Here is an 18,119-nt window from a genome sequence, read left to right as displayed (position 1 = left end):
ATACCACGAGGCGGCGTGCCGCCTTGTCACGGCGCTGGCATGGCGATCGTGACCAAGCGGTGAGTCAATTCGACGTTTCCTTCCACGATCACCCGATCTCCAATACACGATACTAATGTTAGTCGTTCATCGCCGGTAGGCAAAATGTATTGCACTTGGTCGGGAGTGACGCGCTCTTTGCGCGCCACCACATAGCGAAAGACGGTGCCGTCGGCGCTGTAGAGGAAGATCTCACTGCCAATTGCTAACCGTTCTACATCGGCAAAAGGCGCAGGAATATGCGGTGCTTTACGGAAGCGCAAGACGTGTCCCCACAACACGATGTTCTCGCCTTGACCCGGTTTGGCGCTGTAGAGGTACCAGCCAACGTCGTGATCGAGCACAATCGGCACATTGTGTTTGTCCAACCCAACCGGATACAGTTTACGATCGAGGTTAATGGCCGGAATGACCAACCGTGCCGGTGTGCGGTCGCCGGTAGGCAGCGGGGTAGGCGCAAGCGTTGCGGTTGGCATTGGGGTTGGGATAGGTTTGGCGGTAGGGGTGAATGTTGGCGCAACGGTAGCAGTTGCGGTTGGGAGCGCAGTTGAAGTGGCGGTTGGCGTTGCTGTTGGTACACTGGTGAGCGTGGCGGTTGCGGTAGGCGACGGTGCAGCGAGTGCCGCAGCATCGGTGGCGGCGGCGCTGCACGCCCCGAGCAAGCCGCCGGCCAGCAGGATCAGCAATAACATTCGTGTCACGGATCACCTCAGTCCAGTTCATCGTCCCTCTAGTAGCCTACCACAGGTCACTGTAGAGTGCGACAGTGCAACTGCCGCCGACAAACAGTGTGCGGGCGAGTGACCGTCTGTTATTACGCGGGAGCGGCGGCTGCCAGCCGCGCTGGGTACTGCTCGACCGCAGCAATCTCCGCTAGAGTAGAGGGGATGCCTAAGCGGATCCGTTCCGCGCGAGCAAGAGATTGCTGCGCCGGGTGAGGGCAGCGCCCTGCGCTGCCTCGCCCCGCGACTCGCAATGACCCAAGAATTATGGTGTACTATACCTCTGGCAGAGTCATTGCAACAGCTTCACATGACACCTATGCGTACATTAACCGTCCACCAGTTGGGTCGTATAGACTACACCGCCGCGTGGGAAGTGCAGCGCCAGTTGGCCCGCCAACGTTCGAGCGGCCAGATCGGCGATGCCCTGCTGTTGGTTGAGCATCCACCGACAATCACGCTGGGAAACAAAGCCCGTCTTGACCACGTGCTTGCTCCGCCGGAGGTGTTGGCAGCGCGAGGGGTGGCACTCGTGCAAAGCGATCGCGGTGGTGAAGTGACCTACCATGCGCCGGGGCAACTGGTCGCCTACCCGATTTTCAAGCTCTCACAGCACGGCAGCGATGTCAGACGCTACGTGCGCGGCTTGGAAGAGAGTGTCATTCAGGTGTTGGCTAGCTACGGCATCACCGGCGAGCGGGTTGCCGGTTTGACCGGCGTGTGGGTGCGTGGCGGCGCAGCCAAAATCTGCGCGATTGGCGTCAAGCTCAGCGCGAGCGGGGTTACGACACACGGGTTGGCGCTAAATGTCGATCCTGATCTGAGTGGTTTTGATCTGATCGTACCCTGCGGTATCACCGACCGCGGCGTTACCTCGTTGGCCGCCGAGCTTGGCGTGGCGCCGCCGCTGACCGAGGTAGCTGAGCGGTTGATTACCCAGATTGCCGAGGTGTTTGATTTGCAACCGGTGTCAGGGACGACGTAAGTTATTTCTATTTCTCACTGCTCAGGCTAAAGACCGACCATACCGCTCGCAATCAGGTAATTTGCGGTACAATACAAGCGCCAATCGAAATAATGATCATTGATCGTTCCTATGCGGCGATCACTGGAAGGCGAGAGCGCCAATGGCAGAACTGATTCCGTTGAGCGAGGTGGGAATAGCTAACACCGCACCTGCCGCTACCAATCGGCCCCGCCGGCCCGAATGGCTTAAGGCTCGCGCCCCCGGCGGCGCTAACTATCACGATGTGCTGCGCCTCATGCGCGAGAAAGGTCTCAATACCGTCTGTGAAGAGGCGCGTTGTCCGAATATCGGCGAGTGCTGGAGCCATCGCACGGCGACGTTCTTGCTGCTCGGCGATACCTGCACCCGCGGTTGCCGGTATTGCGCGATCGGCAAGGGTAAACCCAAGCCAATTGACGAGAATGAACCGGAACGGGTGGCCGAGTCGGTGGCTCACCTGAAGCTGAAGTTTGCCGTGCTGACTTCGGTCAACCGCGACGATGTGCCCGATGGCGGGGCGCATATCTTTGCCCGCACGATTGAGCTGATCCGGCAGAAGGTGCCCGATTGCCGGGTTGAGGTGCTGATTCCCGATTTCGACGGCAATTGGGATGCGCTAGCGATGGTGTTAGACGCCGAGCCGGACGTGCTGAACCATAATATCGAGACGGTGCCGCGGCTGTTTCGTCGTTTCCGCCCGCGAGCCAAATTTGAGCAGAGCATCGAACTCTTGGCGCGGGCCCGCGCTGCTCGTCCGCATTTGGTGACGAAGAGCGGGATGATGGTCGGCGCTGGCGAGACGAATCAAGAGGTGTTCGAGGTCATTGACCGGCTGCGCGAAGCCGATGTCAATGTGTTGACCATCGGCCAATACCTTGCCCCCGACGCCAGCTACTGGCCGGTGCATCGCTACGTCACCCCTGCTGAGTTTGCCGAGTTCCGCTCATATGCATTGGCTCGTGGCTTCCGCCACGTCGAGAGTGGCCCGCTCGTGCGCTCCAGCTACAATGCCCATCTGCACGTCGGCGCGGCCCAGCATTAGGCTTAAACGCGAAGGCGCAAAACAACGTGATGAGCGACGGTTGTTGGTAAGGACAGTAGAGACATAAGTATGTGCTGGTCATTACTGTGTGTTCATCATAAACTCTTTGCACCTTTGCGTCTTTGCGTTTATTATCCTACCCATCATTACTATGAGGCCATTCCAGCGGCGTAGACGGTGGCAGTGCCGCTGTCAGAAATGAAAGGGTTGTTCCGTGAGCGAGCAAGTGTATGATTTGATTGTGCTTGGGTCAGGGCCGGGTGGTTACGTGGCCGCTATCCGTGCTGCCCAACTGGGCATGAAGACAGCAGTTGTTGAGGTCAATGCGCTCGGCGGTGTGTGTCTCAATATCGGCTGCATCCCAACGAAAGCGTTGCTCCACAGCGCCGATCTGCTCGAAGAGGTGAAAGAGGCCAAGCGGTTTGGCATCTTGGCCGAGAATGTCGGTTTCGAGCTGGCCGGCGCGATGAAGCACAAAGATACCGTCGTCAAACAGAGCACTGACGGCGTCGCCTTTTTGATGAAGAAGAACAAGGTTGACGTGGTGGCGGGTTGGGGCCGGCTGATCGGGCGCGGCCAAGTGCATGTGCAGTTGAACGAAGGCGGCGAGCGGGTGCTGGCGGGCAAGCAGATCATCGTCGCCACCGGTGGTCGTCCGCGTCCTTTCCCCGGTGTACCGTTCGATGGCGAGCGGGTGCTCTCTTCGACCGATATGCTCAACTTGAAGGCGGTGCCGAGTAGCTTATTAGCGATTGGCGCCGGTGCGATCGGGGTTGAGTTCGCCTCGATGTTCCGCTCGTTCGGCAGCGAAGTGACGGTAGTCGAAGCATTGCCGCGGATTGTGCCCAACGAAGACGAAGAGGTCAGCGCCGAGTTGACCAAAGCCTTTCAGCGCCGTGGGATCAAGACACTGGCTGGCGCCAAGGTCGAGAGCATTGATGTGGGCAGTGAGCAGGTGGTCGTGACAGTGATGGATAGCGCCGGCAAACCGCAGCAGATCGCGGTCGAGAAGCTGCTTGTCTCGATCGGTATCGCCCCTAACACCGAGAACATTGGCTTGGAAGAGGTTGGGGTGAAGGTTAACAACCGTGGCTTTATCGAGACCGACGGCTTCCTCCGCACCAGTGCCGAGGGCATCTACGCGATTGGCGACTGCACTACCAACACGCCGTGGCTGGCCCACAAGGCTAGTGCCGAAGGCATTCTGGCCGTTGAGCATATGGCTGGTCATCACGTCACTCCAATCGATTATGGCAAGATTGCAGCCTGCACCTACTGCAATCCCGAAATCGCCAGCGTCGGCCTGACCGAAGCCAAAGCTCGCGAGCGCGGCTATCAGGTCAAGGTCGGCAAGTTCCCCTTCTCTGCCAATGGCAAGGCCCGCGTGCTTGGCCAGACTCGTTTTGGCTTTGTGAAACTAGTCGCCGAAGCCCAGTACGGCGAAATCTTGGGTGTTCACATGATCGGCCCGCGCGTCACCGAAATGATCGCCGAAGGCGGCATTGCTCTCAGCCACGAGGCCACCGGCGAGAGCATGATGCAAACCATCCATGCCCACCCGACGCTCTACGAAGCGATCGGTGAAGCGGCCCATGCCTTGGTGCATGGCGCGCCGATCCATTTGTAGCATGTCGTTGACCACGGCGAGCGCCGAAGATGCGGTGTCAAGCTGTATCATCGGCGCTCGTTTCAGTTTATGATATGCTTTACTTTCCCTGTCATTGCGAGGGAGCGGCGGTATCCAGCACGGCTGGATGCCGCCCGACCGCAGCAATCTCCTGCTTCAGCGCGATGCATGGCTGAGCGGGGGCAATCCGTGCGTGAGGGAGATAGTGTTGCCGCTGATCGTCAATAGATCTTAAGCATGCGTTAAACCCTCTCGCCTCAATCGCCCGCTCGCCCTCACATCGCATTGCGGTATCATAGCCAGTGGCAGTCTCGCTGTCACTGGTTTCGTTCTCTTGCTCAAAACTAAACTAGAATGACGTTGTATGCGCCAACGAATATTCTTGCTAACGCTTGTCTTGATCCTCGCTGGCTGTGGTCGGTCATTCATTCCCGAACCGGTGCTTGCCCCACCTGATGCGCCGGTACATGTTCAGTACCTCTTGCCACCTACCTTCGCCGATGACTACGAAGTGTTGCCAGACCCAACCCCGTTTGCCGACGAACGAGGCTTTCTGGTTGCGCTACGCCCTCGGGGTGGTACAGCCACGATCACGATCGGCGGTGGTACCCCGGCCCGCGCCGTGTGGGAACAACATCAGCCGGTTGAGGGGAGTGATCGAGTAAAACCGTATCTCCTCCGTGGTGCTCGGGGGGTGAAGGTAGTCGATCCCGGTCTGATCACGATGGCATGGGTGGCTGATGGAGTGCCATACTACGTTTCAGTCACGACGGTCGATGACAAGACGGTAGAGATTTTTACGAATGCGTTGGCTGTTTACGATCTCAATGCATGGCAGAGCCGCGTGGCAAAGGGACGCAGCAGCGCTGCGCCCCGCACCCCGTGAACGGTATAGGTTCGGCGTGTGTTACCGTCTATTCCGTCGTATGCGGGGCATAGTACCTTGCACCTCGTGCCCTCTCCCCCTAGGGATGATGGCGAACATCGACCAGTAAATGCATCAGTGCTTCCCTCTCTCCACTAGGGAGCGGGGAAAGGGAATGATGGTCAGCAGTCATTATCCAAAGGCGACGTATAGGCAATGCCGGTCACCAATGGAGGGGTGCAGCACTGCTGCGCCCCACACCCGGGATAAGGGCGGAGGGTATGCCACCCATCCATCGTGTGCGGGGCACGGGGTGAGGTACCCAGCAGTCATTACGCGGAGGCGATGAGGGGGTTCAGATCACAAGCCGTTACCGAAGGCATACTCTCGCTATCATCTTACTTTCCTATAACCTATTCACCACCGTTTGCATCAGCTCCCACAGCGCAGCCACATCAGCATGCTCGGTTGGTTCAGCGCCGATGCTAATCCGCGCCATCCAACGGCCATCGAGGATGGCCGGCGTCAAGTAAGCTGCGCCACTAGCATTGATTGCGCCAATCCAACCCAAGGTATGGCGGTCAAGCACTTCACCGGCAAGACCCGGCGGCTCATGACGCACACAGACAGTCTGCAACGGCACCGGCGCCAGTCGCCGCCACTGCGGCGTTGCATCAATCTGCGCAGCCAGCCAGCGGGCGTTGGCAAGATCACGGCGCAAGCGGGCACGCAAGCCCTCGGCCCCTTCGCAGCGCAACAGGAAGTAGAGCTTGAGCGCGCGGAAGCGCCGGCCCAGCGGGATGCCCCAGTCACGGTAGTTGGTAACAGCGCCGTCGGCGCTTGTCTGCAAATAGCTAGGGTTGGTTGACATCACTCGAATCAGATGCTGCGGATCGCGCACGTAATAGAGAGAGCAGTCGAACGCCGCTCCTAGCCATTTATGCGGATTCAGCACCAGACTATCGGCCTGCTCGATCCCTTGCCAAAGGTGGCGACATTCGGGCAAGATCATCGCCGAGCCGGCCATTGCTGCATCAACGTGCAGCCAAACCCCTTCGCGTTGGCAAATTGCGCCGATCGGTTCAAGTGGATCGCAGGCAGTAGTCGCCGTTGCGCCGGTGCTAGCGACGACGGCGCACGGCGTTCGTCCAGCAGCCCGATCAGCAGCAATAGCGTCCTCAAGGGCATCAACACGCATCGCGAAGCTTTCGTCAACCGGGATGAAGCGCAGATTATCGCGGCCAAAGCCGGCCAGCAACGCCGCCTTCTCAACCGAACTGTGACTCTGAGTTGAGGTATAGACGACCAGTGGCTGCGGTAGCGCCTGCAACCCGCCACGCGCTTGGCTATGGTCGCTGGCCCGCTCGCGGGCGCAGAGCAGTGCCACCAAGGTACTGGTGCTGGCCGTATCCTGAATCACTCCGCGCCATGCCTCGCTCAACCCCAACAACTGCCGCATCCAATCGGTCGTCAGCTCTTCTAGCTCGGTGAGGGGCGGGCTTGCCTGCCAATTCAACCCCAACTGGCCCAAACCGCCGCTCAGCATATCACCCAACAGCGAAGCGAGACTGGCGTTGGCCGGGAAGTAGCCGAAAAAGCGCGGGTGTTGCCAATTCGATAGGCGCGGCATGATGAGCTGCTCGACATCGGCCAAAATTACTTCTGGCGGTTCGGCTTGTTCGGGCGGGGCAGCCGGCAACTGGTTGCGCAATTCGCCGGGATGGGCCTGCGACCAGACTGGGCGTCTAGCGATGGTGGCGCGGTAATCGGCGATCAGATCAATGATTTGGTAGCCAAGGCGACGAAATTCATCGGGGTGCATGGCATATTCCTGTCCATCACAACGCGATCAATCGTGTGCAGCCGCACGGCGGTGCGGCTCCATAACCGGTGCCTCACAGTGCGATCCATTCTATAACAGCCGCGCGACGGTGCGGCTTCATGATGGCGCAACCGGCGATCTGTCACATTGACCGATATGATACCAAAAACAAACAAAGCCGCGCGTTGCGTGACCTTTCGATGTACCTGCCATCTGCGCCATTCGCTGGATCGAGCCGCTTGTAGCTCAGCGCAGGTGGTCTGGTCAGATTTCTTACTGAGCGGATACCCGCCAGCCGTGGTAGCAAAGCGACTGTGGTTGCTGGTTCATTAGTAGCAGAAAGGGGACAATAAAGCTCATTTCAGCCAGTGAAGTCTCTCAGCTTTTTTTTTGCAATGATATGGAGTGCTCATATAAATCTATAAACGTATGTGGTCTCCTCCCACCAACTCTTATCATACGGGATGTGTATCTACGAGGGGGTAGCGATCTTGGGCCCCGGCTCGATCAGCCTCGTAATGCACATCTGATCCGACCAAGCGGGTGGATGCGCTAGGAACAGCGGCGATCGCAACGTGATGGCTCAGCCTGCCTGCGGTGGCGCTGCCCGGCGTGGGTGCCCTCGTACAAAATGCAAACACCCGGCAAATATCGCCGGGTGTTTCTGATGGAACATTTTGTGGCTCCCCAACCTGGATTCGAACCAGGAACCCGCTGATTAACAGTCAGCTGCTCTACCATTGAGCTATTGGGGATTGATTTCGGTTGAGAGTATAGCACAGGTCGGTAAAACGTGCAAGTGGCTGGAGCAAGGATCCCTGTATGGTGTTTTATGGCTTCCTGATGCGACGAACATCAATGAGGTCGAGTGTTAGAAGAATGTTGGGATTCTGAGATGTTGGTAACACACTGGCGATTTTGCTGCACAGTGGTGGCGTTTCTTTGCCGGTGTGCTCGCTCTAGCATCCGTGATCAAAAAACATAACGCAGCCATAACGATCTACGGCTGCGCTTGTGTGTGGTAATATGCCGGCAGTTGATTACTCGGCGCCCTCGCTATGGCCGTTGCGCTCAGCTTCATAGCGCTCGGCCAGTTCGCGCAGGGCGGTAAACAGTTCAACATCGAGCAAGACCCCAGCCGGATAGCCCTTCTGGGTGACAATAATCGGCTGGTGGGTGGCCTGTGAGCGCTTGATCAGCGCGGCGAGCGATGATGCTGCCTTCGAGATTGGCACTACGCCTTGGCGAAGGTCAACATTGAGTAGGTTTTTGGTGATGTCGGACATTGGTCGCTCCATTCTACAAGTAGAAACTTGCTTTTTGCCTTTGATTCTCTCTTTGTGACCGGTCATGAGAGCCAATGCCGAGCAAAGTAGATGATGCATCTACCTTGTAGCTGCACACGCGGCAGACGAAACCGGTACAAATAAGGAATCAGACTCAGTATGCTTCTGCGACAGTATAGCGCATCGTATACTAAATTTCAACTCTAGATTATTGTTAGGAATATGTCTATATCGCTGACCCTCAATCATGGCCAATTAGCCTTGCCGGTTTTTTTGCCTGATGCTACGTTTGGCACGGTGCGCGCCGTTGATAGCCGTGATTTGGTTGAGGCCGGCATCACGGCGTTGGTGATGAATGTGTTCCACCTGATGCAACGACCCGGTAGTTCGACGATCGCTGCGCTCGGCGGGTTGCACCGGATGGCGGCGTGGGATGGGCCAATTGTGACTGATAGCGGCGGTTTTCAGGCCTATTCGCTGATCCGGAATAATCCAAAGCAAGGCCGGATTTCGGATCAGGGTTTAGTTTTTCAACCGGAAGGCGCTGAGCGACGCTTTCAACTGACCCCTGAAAAGAGCATTCAACTGCAACTGAGCTATGGCGCTGATATTGTGATCTGCCTCGATGATTGCACGCATGTTGATGATTCGCCTGCCGAGCAGCGCCGTTCGGTCGAGCGGACGATCCGCTGGGCGCGGCGGTGCCGCGCGGAGTTTGACCGGCAAGTTGCCCAGCAAAAGCGCAGCGGGCCGCCGCCGTTGCTGTTTGCGGTGGTGCAGGGCGGCGGCGATTTGGCGTTGCGGGCTGAATGCGCAGCGGCGTTGCTTGAGATTGGGTTTGATGGCTTCGGCTTCGGCGGCTGGCCGCTCGATGCCCAAGGTCAGTTGCTGAGCGAGACGCTCGCCTTTACCCGCGCGCAGATTCCGGCCCAGTTTCCCATGCATGCGCTCGGCGTCGGCCATCCGGCCAGTGTGGTGGCCTGCGCGCGGATGGGCTACGATATCTTTGATAGCGCGCTGCCGACCCGCGATGCCCGGCAGGGTCGCTTGCTGGCCTTTACTGCTGACCCGCAGCGGCCCGGCTTTCGCTTGACCGGCGAGTGGTTTAGCTATGTCTACCTTGCCGATCGTAAGCATATCAAGGCTGATACGCCGATTTCGCCGGGGTGCGCGTGTTTTACCTGCCGTCGCTATAGCCTTGGCTATCTGCACCACCTGCACAAGCTGGGTGAGACGCTGGCGTTGCGATTGGCGACGATCCATAACTTGCATTTTATGGCGCAGGTGATGGAATTGATTCGGCGGGAACGGAGCGCAGCGCAACCGGGTGAGGTGTGATGAACTCGACAGCAAGCCACAAGCGTGGCTAAGGCATGGTACGAAGTGCCGCAAGCGAAGCAAGCACACCCTACTCCTTCCTCTGCGCTAACGGATGAACCATCGAAACACAGAGGCCCAGAGGTGTCAGAAAGAGCGAGCATACCCTCCTCCCTCTGTGCCCTCTGTGGTAAACTCCATGACGCGCTGATAGGGGCGAGCAAACGTTCGCGTTCTCTGCGGTACAGACACGTATGGCACATTTTGACGATCAATTGATTGAACTGATCGCCGCTGTGCAGGCGAGCGCGCACTACCGTACCATTGATCCGCAGGTGATCGAACGGGTGGGCTGGTCGGCGTTGCAGCGTTATCCATCGCTGAAAGCGGCGATCAAAGCGACCAAGACCGAATTACACCAGATGATCGGCGCCTATGCCGATCGCGCGCCGCAGTATGCTCAGTGGCTCGCTGAATTGCAATCAGCGCCAAGCGAGGCAACCCGCCAAGCGGTGTGTCGGCGCTTGCTGTCCAAGCACGCCTCGACCCGCGAGCGCTTGCCGGCGCTAGCCCAGCTCTACCCGGCGTGTTTTGGCGGCCAACCGCCGCAGCGCGTGCTCGACCTTGGCTGCGGGCTTAATCCGCTCGCCATCCCGTGGATGGCCTTGTCCCCAACCACGTGGTACGCTGCTTACGATATTGACACCGCCCTCTGCGCGTTTTTGCACGCAGCCCTGCCGCTGCTCGGCGTGCAGGGAGCAGCCGGCATCTGCGATTTAATCGCGGGGCCGCCGCCAGTAGCGGCTGATGTCGCGTTCGTCTTGAAAACGATCCCGCTGCTCGAACAGCAACGGCGCGGCGCCGGCGCCGATCTTCTGCGCGCTATCCAAGCTCCCCGGCTCGTCGTTTCGTTCCCCACCCGCAGCTTGGGCGGGCGCAATGTGGGCATGGCGACGACCTACCGCGGCTACATGGACACCCTAGCCGCCGCCGAAGGGTGGTCGCCGCGCGTGATCGAATTGCCCAACGAACTCGTGTTTGTGATCGAACGTCACACCCCCTCGCGTTCGCGGATGTAGGCCAACAAATTGCGGCACGCCGTCTCGATCAACTGGTACACTTCCTCGAAGCGACCGTTGTAGTAGGGATCGGGCACCTCAGTGACCCCTAATTCCGGCGCAAAACTCAACAACAGTTTAGCCCGTTCGCGCGCTTTGGGGTGGAAACGGCCTATATCAGCCAGATTCTCGCGATCCATCACCAAAATGTAGTCAAACTGATCAATATCAGCCGAGCGCACCTGCCGTGCCCGCATCCCGGCGGTCGAAATGTTATGGCGGGCCAGCACCCGCTGCGTCCCCGGATGCGGTGGCTCGCCGACGTGCCAACCGCCGGTGCCGGCTGAATCGATCTCAAACTGATCGCTGAGACCGGCTTGCTCGACCAAATGGCGGAAGATGGCTTCGGCCATTGGCGAGCGGCAGATATTGCCCATACAGACGAACAGGACGCGGATTTTTTGTTGCATAGCTTCCTCGTGTTAGATGTTAGCCAACGCGGCCAAGATCGCATCGGCCACTTCATCAATCCGGCGCACATGGCGGAAATAGCCGGCGTGCGGCCCGATCACCAACAGCGGCGTAGGCGCGGTGGTGTGGGTAGTGGTGGCCGCCTGTTCGATATTGCCATGATCCGACGCAATCAGCAAGCTGTCGGTTAGCCGGCGCGCGCGCAGCCAACCGGCCAGCAAACCATCAATACGGGTGAGCGCGGTAACAGCGCCGTCAGGGTCAAGCCGGCCATGGCCGGCGAGATCGGGCAAAAAGCTCTCGAAAAAGACCAGATCGTAGTCGCTCGCCAAACGCGCCAGCCGCTCACCGGCCTCTTGCGGGCTAACCGGCGCGATTGTCGCTGCCTCCGGATCGCGCGCTGCCAATCCCTCGCCGGTAATATCCCAACTCAACGCGCGCCCGGCCCGCAAATCGTCAAGGTTGCGCAGATAGAGACCGGCACCCTCGGCAGCGATCACACTCGCCGAACGGCGCAGCCGGCGGGCGGCTAGCGCCTGCCAGTAGCCAGCGGTGAAGACATTGGCAAACGCTACTCGCTTCCCCGCCGCTTGCGCGCGCCGGAAGAGCGAGCGTTCGGCCAATAGTGGGCGCAGCGCCACCGGCGGAAAATGCGGTTGGTGTCTCCCGTGCAGCGCCGGTGCGTTGACGCCAGCCAGCAAGGCGACGTGGTTAGTGCCGCTTTGCGGCAGACCTTCCACCCCTAGGCAAGCATCGAGCGGCGCAAGCAGCACTCCATCGCGATCGCCGATCTGCTCAACCGTCAATGGCCCGCCAAGCAACCCTTGCAGCGTCGGCATCGGCACATTCGCCAGCGGATTGGTTGGTGAAGATGGAGCTAATCCTACCCCATCCAGAAACACAAAGATGAATGCCATGCCAGAATCGTTCATTAAAATAAGGCAAACACCCTTTGCCCGGCTTGTGAAAATGTTGACAGGTTCACCATCATCGCCTATAATTGCCGCCATTGTAAAACAAGTCTCGACTTCCGCGACGGTCAACTCCACCGACTGGAACGGTACGACGGCCTTGGAGCACTTGCCAGCCTGCGGAGCCGGCGGCTCGCGCCAGCGTAGCGATCTGCACACAAAGCATTTTGCGCGACCTGACGTGTACCACCGCACGACCCGGATCGCGCTCTTTTTGCGCCGCCGCGGCAGTTGAGACAAACTAAATCTCTTTGAGGAGGCTTTGTAGCATGTCTGTCCAGCCCGACCCTGTGACCCGGCAGAACGAGGAAGATCTGGATTGGACCCAGTTGCTCGATGAGTATGATTATGCCCGTCCTCAGCGCGGTGAGCTGCGCGAAGGCTTGATCATGCACATCGAAGAGAGTGGTGTTCTGGTCTCGATTGGCACCAAGCGTGAAGGCGTGATTCCGGCTCAAGATTTGCGCCAGATGGGTGATGATTTCATCAACTCGCTGAAAGTTGGCGATACGGTTCAAGTGTATGTACAAGAGCCGGAAAACCGCGACGGTGACTTGATTCTCTCGCTTACGATGGTGCAGGTGGCGAAGGACTGGGAAGTAGCCGAGCAGCTCTTCCACGATGGTGGCATTACCCGCTGCAAGGTGATCGGTTTCAACAAGGGCGGTTTGTTGGTGCAGTTCAACCGCATTCGCGGCTTTGTGCCGGCGTCGCAGGTGGCGCAACTGCACGGGCGTACCGCTGCTGATGAGCGGCAGCAAGCGCTGCAAAAGATGGTCAATCAGGAGATTCCGCTCAAGGTGATCGAGGTTGATCGCGAGCGCAACCGGTTGGTGCTCTCTGAGCGGGCGGCAACCCAAGAGTGGCGCAAGGCGCAGAAGCATCGTTTGCTCACCGAGTTGCAGCCGGGTGATGTGCTGGTGGGGCGGGTCAACCAGCTTACCAATTTCGGCGCCTTTATCGATCTGGGCGGCGCCGATGGCTTGGCCCACATCTCCGAGTTGAGCTGGCAGCGGGTCAATCATCCGCGTGAGGTGCTCCAACCCGGCCAAGAGGTCAAGGTGGTTGTGGTCGAGATTGACCGCGAGCGCGAGCGCATCGGTCTGTCGATCCGCCAGTTGCAGAACAACCCGTGGGAAACAATTGACCAGCGTTATACGCTCGGCCAACTGGTGACCGGCCCGGTGACGAATGTGACGCCGTTTGGTGCTTTCGTGCAGGTAGAGGAGGCGGTTGAGGGCCTGATCCACGCCAGCGAGCTTGACGCCGATCCGCAGACGCAGCCGCGTGATGTGTTGCAACCCGGCCAGATAGTCACCGCGCGCGTAATTAGCCTCGATCGCCAGCGCCAGCGGATGGGGCTGTCGCTGCGCCGGATCAACGACAATGAGGTGGCTCCTGCTCCGGCTGAGACCGAGAGTGATCAGCCGGCGCAGGCATAGGTGTGGCACACGGATCGCGATTTGATAATCTTACATGGTAAAGCCGTTGCATTGCAACGGCTCCTAAAACCGGCATGGATTCCCATCCGTGCCGGTTTTGTCGTATGATAAGAGGCGGTTACGGTTCGCACGACCAACGAGGAGGTGGGCATGCGATTTCTCTCGGCGACTGATGTCGCACAGGCCGTGCCGATGACAGCAGCGATTGATGCGGTGGAGCAGGCTTTTGGCATGCTCGCGCGCGGCGAAGCTGACATTCCGCTACGTACCGCAATTGCAACCCCCGCGTATGCCGCGACAACCTTCTTTATGCCCGGGCGGCTGGGCGGCGATTCACCAGCGCTCGGCCTCAAGACCGTCTCGGTCTTTCCACAGAATATCTATCGTGCCGAACCAACGATCTACGCGCTCGTGACGCTCTTCGATCCGGCGAGCGGGCGACCGCTGGCGGTGCTCGATGGCACGTACCTGACCGCGTTGCGCACCGGCGCGGCGTCAGGGGTGGCGACCCGCTGGCTGGCCCGCCCCGATGCGCGCACGCTGGTGGTGTTCGGCGCCGGCGCACAGGCATTGCCGCAAGCGCAAGCCGTGCTGGCTGTGCGGCCCGCAATCAATAATGTCTGGATTGTCAATCGAACCCGTGATCGGGCAACCCTTCTTGCTGCGCGTCTGCGCGGCGAGGGTTTTCGCGGTGATATTCGGATTGCGACCGATCCAACGATGCCGCTTGCAGAAGCTGATGTGATCTGTACCGCTACGAGTAGCGCCACGCCGCTCTTCACCGCCAATCTCGTGCGGCCCGGTACCCATATCAACGCTATCGGCGCGTATCGCCCGGATATGGCCGAGATCCCGCCGGCGCTGGTTGCGCGCAGCCGACTCTTCGTCGATCAGCGCCACGCGGCATGGGCCGAAGCCGGTGATCTGATCCAAGCGCGTGCCGCCGGCCTCATTGATGAACAGCATTGTATCGGTGAGGTGGGCGAATTAGTGAACGGGATGGTTGCCGGACGCACCGCCGCCGATGAGATAACGCTTTTCAAGTCGGTGGGGAATGCAGTGCAGGATCTCGCGGTGGCGGCGTTAGCGTTGCAACGCGCTCATGAATTAGGGTTAGGGACTGAGGTCGCCCTCTGAGCTTTTGTTATCAATGGGTGCAGCATTATTCATCGAAATGTCATGTCTGTTGCGTACAACAATAAGTAAAATGCCGTGGATCGGGTCGCTATCCACGCTGACGTAAGGAGACACGATCGTGAAGAACATTTGTGTGGTAGGTACCGGGTATGTAGGTCTAACGACCGGCGTCTGTTTCGCCGATCTTGGCCACTCGGTTACGTGCATCGAGATTGATCTGCACAAGCTCGAACTGCTGCGCAGCGGCAAATCGCCGATCTTCGAGCCCGGTCTCGAAGAGTTGCAAGAGCGGAATATGCGCGCGGGGCGGTTGCGCTTTACTGATGATTATGCGGTCGGCATTCCTGACGCAGAGTTCATTTTCATTACGGTAGGGACGCCGATGGGTGAAGACGGGTCGGCTGATCTGACCTATGTCAAAGCGGCGGCGCGCAGTATCGGCAAGCATTTACGCTCAGGTTCGATTATCATTGACAAGAGTACTGTACCGGTAGGCACCGGTGATATGGTTGAAAACATCATCGCCGAGCACGCTGGCCCTGATGTCAAATTCGATGTTGTTTCAAACCCTGAATTTTTGCGTGAAGGCAGCGCGCTGAGCGACTTCTTCAAACCCGACCGGATCGTGCTGGGGGCAAAGAATCGCGAAGCGGCGCAGCGGGTGGCGGCGTTGCACGAAACCCTCGGCGCGCCGATTATTATCACCGATCTGCGCACGGCGGAGATGATTAAGTACGCCTCGAATGCGTTCCTCGCTACCCGTATCTCGTTTATCAACGAGATTGCCCAGATCTGCGAGCGGTTGGGCGCTGATGTGCGTGAAGTGGCCCGTGGTATGGGCGCCGACAAGCGGATTGGCCCCCACTTCCTCGAAGCCGGCATTGGTTATGGCGGCTCCTGCTTCCCCAAAGATGTGCTGGCACTTTACCACATGGCTGCCTCGTCCGGCTGCCACCCGCAACTGTTGCAGGCAGTGATGGATATCAATAGCGATGCGCGAAAGCGGTTTGTCAAGAAGGTCGAGACGGTGCTAGGCGATCTGACTGGCCGTCTGATCGGTGTGTTGGGGTTGTCGTTTAAGCCCAATACCGACGACATGCGCGAAGCGCCGAGCGTTGATATTATCAATGCGTTGCTCAAGAGAGGGGCGCGGGTGAAGGCTTACGACCCGGTCGCGATGCCGCGGGCCGAAGAGTTGTTGCCGACCGTGACCTTTACTGCGACCGCCTACGATGTAGCTAAGGACGCCGATGCTCTGTTGCTCGTCACTGAGTGGAATGAGTTTAAGCAGTTGGATTGGCAGCGGATCAAGCGCTATATGCGCCAGCCGGTGGTGATCGACGGGCGCAATCTCTACGATCCGCGCGAGATGCGCAGTCTTGGCTTTACCTACTGGGGTGTCGGGCGCGGCGAGGCGCCAGTGGCGTTGTGGGAAGAAGCAACGAAGATTAGTGATTAATTGGGGGCAAGATCCCGCCGGATGTTATCATCGCGCAGAGCTGCACGTCAGTGCAGCTCTGTCCATGTTTGACCAAACATTCCTCCATTGCGTCGCCAAATCCAAATCGCGTTACAATACGCTATGTATCCGGTTCAGACGCATTGAGGAGGCTCGCGATGAGCGATAACCGCCGTAGTCGCATGATCACCGAAGGCCCGCAGCGTTCGCCCAATCGGGCAATGCTGCGCGCGGTCGGGTTTGGCGACAAGGATTTTACCAAGCCGATTGTGGGAGTGGCGAATGGCCATAGCACACTGACCCCGTGTAACTCAGGGTTAGGTGCGCTTGCTGCTCGCGCGGAAGAGGCTATTCGCGCCGCCGGTGGTATGCCGCAGATATTCGGCACGATTACCGTCAGCGATGGTATCTCAATGGGTACCGAAGGCATGAAGTATTCGCTGGTCAGCCGCGAGGTGATTGCCGATTCGATTGAAACGGTGGTCAATGCTCAACGCATGGACGGCATTCTCGCGGTGGGTGGCTGCGACAAGAATATGCCCGGTGCCTTGATTGCTATGGCTCGGCTCGATATTCCGGCTATCTTTGTCTATGGCGGCACCATTAAACCCGGCCATTACAAAGGCCGCGATCTAACCATTGTCAGCGCATTTGAGGCGGTCGGTGAATACAGCGCCGGCCGGATCGACGAGCACGAACTGCTTGAGATCGAGCGCCACGCTTGCCCCGGCGCCGGTTCGTGTGGCGGGATGTACACCGCCAACACAATGTCGTCGGCGATTGAAGCGTTGGGCCTGAGCTTGCCCGGCTCTTCGACGATGGCCGCCGAAGACGAAGAGAAGGCGATGAGTGCAGCGCGCTCAGGCGAGGTGCTGGTTGAAGCGATCCGGGCCAATCGCACTGCCCGCCAAATGCTCACCCGCAAATCGTTTGAGAATGCGATTGCGGTGGTGATGGCGCTTGGTGGTTCAACTAATGCCGTTTTGCATCTGCTGGCGATTGCCCATGCCGCTGAGGTGCCGTTGACCATTGACGATTTCGAGACCATTCGCCAGCGCGTGCCGGTGCTCTGCGATCTGAAACCGTCGGGCCGCTATGTGGCGACCGATCTACACCGGGTAGGCGGGGTACCGCAGGTGATGAAGATGTTGCTCAACGCTGGCCTCATCCATGGTGATTGTATGACTGTTACCGGCCAGACGATCGCCGAAGTGCTGGCCGATGTGCCCGACGAGCCGCCGGCTGATCAGGATGTGATCCGCCCCTTCTCGCAACCGATCTACGAGCAGGGCCATCTCGCCATTTTGCGCGGCAATCTGGCCGAAGAGGGTTGTGTCGCCAAGATTACCGGCATCAAGCAGCGCCGTATCACTGGCCCGGCTCGCGTCTTTGACGCCGAAGAGGAGTGTCTTGAGGCGATCTTGAGCGGGAAGATCAAAGCCGGCGATGTGGTCGTTATCCGCTATGAAGGGCCGAAGGGTGGCCCCGGCATGCGCGAAATGCTGGCGCCAACCTCAGCGATTATCGGCGCTGGGTTGGGTGATAGCGTCGGTCTGATTACCGACGGGCGCTTCTCTGGCGGCACCTACGGCTTGGTCGTCGGTCATGTCGCGCCGGAAGCGGCGGTGGGCGGCACGATCGCGTTGGTTGAAGAGGGTGATAGCATTACTATCGATGCTGATGCGCGCCTCTTGCAGCTCAACGTTTCCGACGAAGAGCTAGCCCGACGGCGCGCAGCATGGCAACCGCGTCCGCCGCGCTATACTCGTGGCGTGCTGGCCAAATATGCTAAACTGGTTTCCTCGGCTAGCCTTGGCGCGGTGACCGACCGGTTTACCGAGTAGAACAACCACAG

Annotated in this window: 15 protein-coding genes and 1 tRNA gene; 10 read left to right on the top strand and 6 right to left on the bottom strand. The window is 58.9% G+C overall.

Features of this window, described 5'->3' with window-relative positions; genetic code table 11:
• Positions 1-26 precede the first annotated feature (26 nt).
• The gene (locus tag Q1A00_RS07170) at positions 27-731 is read right to left on the bottom strand and encodes a class F sortase (RefSeq protein ID WP_298405686.1); all 705 of its coding nucleotides are present in this window, start codon (positions 729-731) and stop codon (positions 27-29) included.
• Between the two features lie 349 nt (positions 732-1,080).
• On the opposite strand from Q1A00_RS07170, the gene lipB reads away from it, so the two are divergent.
• The 4 genes from lipB to Q1A00_RS07150 all read left to right on the top strand — a co-directional run bounded on the left by lipB (position 1,081) and on the right by Q1A00_RS07150 (position 5,322).
• A complete protein-coding gene (gene lipB, locus Q1A00_RS07165) occupies positions 1,081-1,746 on the top strand; it encodes a lipoyl(octanoyl) transferase LipB (RefSeq protein ID WP_298405672.1) in 666 nt (221 codons plus the stop codon).
• Positions 1,747-1,888: 142 nt separating this feature from the next.
• On the top strand, positions 1,889-2,809 hold the full coding sequence (gene lipA, locus Q1A00_RS07160) for a lipoyl synthase (protein ID WP_298405674.1): 921 nt from the start codon (positions 1,889-1,891) through the stop codon (positions 2,807-2,809).
• A gap of 214 nt (positions 2,810-3,023) precedes the next feature.
• Positions 3,024-4,436, top strand: a complete 1,413-nt coding sequence (gene lpdA / locus Q1A00_RS07155) for a dihydrolipoyl dehydrogenase (protein WP_298405677.1) — start codon at positions 3,024-3,026, stop codon at positions 4,434-4,436.
• A gap of 364 nt (positions 4,437-4,800) precedes the next feature.
• On the top strand, positions 4,801-5,322 hold the full coding sequence (locus Q1A00_RS07150; RefSeq protein WP_298490580.1) for a hypothetical protein: 522 nt from the start codon (positions 4,801-4,803) through the stop codon (positions 5,320-5,322).
• 385 nt (positions 5,323-5,707) lie between these two features.
• Here the strand turns inward: Q1A00_RS07150 and Q1A00_RS07145 are convergent, their stop codons facing one another.
• From Q1A00_RS07145 to Q1A00_RS07135, 3 genes are all read right to left on the bottom strand, one after another.
• Complete coding sequence (locus tag Q1A00_RS07145; protein ID WP_298405084.1) at positions 5,708-7,123, bottom strand: aminotransferase class V-fold PLP-dependent enzyme; 1,416 nt, start codon at positions 7,121-7,123, stop codon at positions 5,708-5,710.
• 680 nt (positions 7,124-7,803) lie between these two features.
• Positions 7,804-7,878, bottom strand: a tRNA-Asn gene (locus Q1A00_RS07140).
• A 285-nt stretch (positions 7,879-8,163) separates the two neighbouring features.
• Positions 8,164-8,409 (bottom strand): type II toxin-antitoxin system Phd/YefM family antitoxin, encoded by a 246-nt coding sequence (locus Q1A00_RS07135; RefSeq protein ID WP_298405082.1) that lies wholly within the window; start codon positions 8,407-8,409, stop codon positions 8,164-8,166.
• 222 nt (positions 8,410-8,631) lie between these two features.
• Here Q1A00_RS07135 and Q1A00_RS07130 point away from each other — a divergent pair, with 222 nt between their 5' ends.
• Entirely contained in the window at positions 8,632-9,747 is a 1,116-nt protein-coding gene (locus tag Q1A00_RS07130; RefSeq protein ID WP_298405080.1) for a tRNA guanosine(34) transglycosylase Tgt, read from the top strand.
• Between the two features lie 233 nt (positions 9,748-9,980).
• Positions 9,981-10,805, top strand: coding sequence for a 16S rRNA methyltransferase (locus Q1A00_RS07125; protein WP_299755930.1), 825 nt, complete (start codon positions 9,981-9,983; stop codon positions 10,803-10,805).
• Here Q1A00_RS07125 and Q1A00_RS07120 read toward each other — a convergent pair.
• On the bottom strand, positions 10,778-11,254 hold the full coding sequence (locus tag Q1A00_RS07120; RefSeq protein WP_298405076.1) for a low molecular weight protein-tyrosine-phosphatase: 477 nt from the start codon (positions 11,252-11,254) through the stop codon (positions 10,778-10,780). The genes Q1A00_RS07125 and Q1A00_RS07120 overlap by 28 nt on opposite strands.
• A gap of 12 nt (positions 11,255-11,266) precedes the next feature.
• On the bottom strand, positions 11,267-12,172 hold the full coding sequence (locus Q1A00_RS07115) for a metalloenzyme (protein WP_299755927.1): 906 nt from the start codon (positions 12,170-12,172) through the stop codon (positions 11,267-11,269).
• A gap of 323 nt (positions 12,173-12,495) precedes the next feature.
• Between Q1A00_RS07115 and Q1A00_RS07110 the strand changes: the two genes are divergently transcribed.
• The 4 genes from Q1A00_RS07110 (at position 12,496) to ilvD (ending at position 18,108) form a co-directional block, all read left to right on the top strand.
• A complete protein-coding gene (locus tag Q1A00_RS07110) occupies positions 12,496-13,668 on the top strand; it encodes a S1 RNA-binding domain-containing protein (protein WP_298405072.1) in 1,173 nt (390 codons plus the stop codon).
• A 150-nt stretch (positions 13,669-13,818) separates the two neighbouring features.
• Positions 13,819-14,805, top strand: coding sequence for an ornithine cyclodeaminase (locus tag Q1A00_RS07105; protein WP_298405070.1), 987 nt, complete (start codon positions 13,819-13,821; stop codon positions 14,803-14,805).
• A gap of 118 nt (positions 14,806-14,923) precedes the next feature.
• Positions 14,924-16,264 (top strand): UDP-glucose/GDP-mannose dehydrogenase family protein, encoded by a 1,341-nt coding sequence (locus Q1A00_RS07100; protein WP_298405069.1) that lies wholly within the window; start codon positions 14,924-14,926, stop codon positions 16,262-16,264.
• A gap of 158 nt (positions 16,265-16,422) precedes the next feature.
• Positions 16,423-18,108 (top strand): dihydroxy-acid dehydratase, encoded by a 1,686-nt coding sequence (gene ilvD, locus Q1A00_RS07095; protein WP_298405067.1) that lies wholly within the window; start codon positions 16,423-16,425, stop codon positions 18,106-18,108.
• Positions 18,109-18,119: the final 11 nt, after the last annotated feature.

It is taken from the genome of uncultured Chloroflexus sp. (assembly GCF_938091255.1).
GTDB lineage: Bacteria > Chloroflexota > Chloroflexia > Chloroflexales > Chloroflexaceae > Chloroflexus.
Note: the sequence above shows the minus strand (reverse complement) of the source record. Positions and strands in the feature narration are given on the sequence as shown.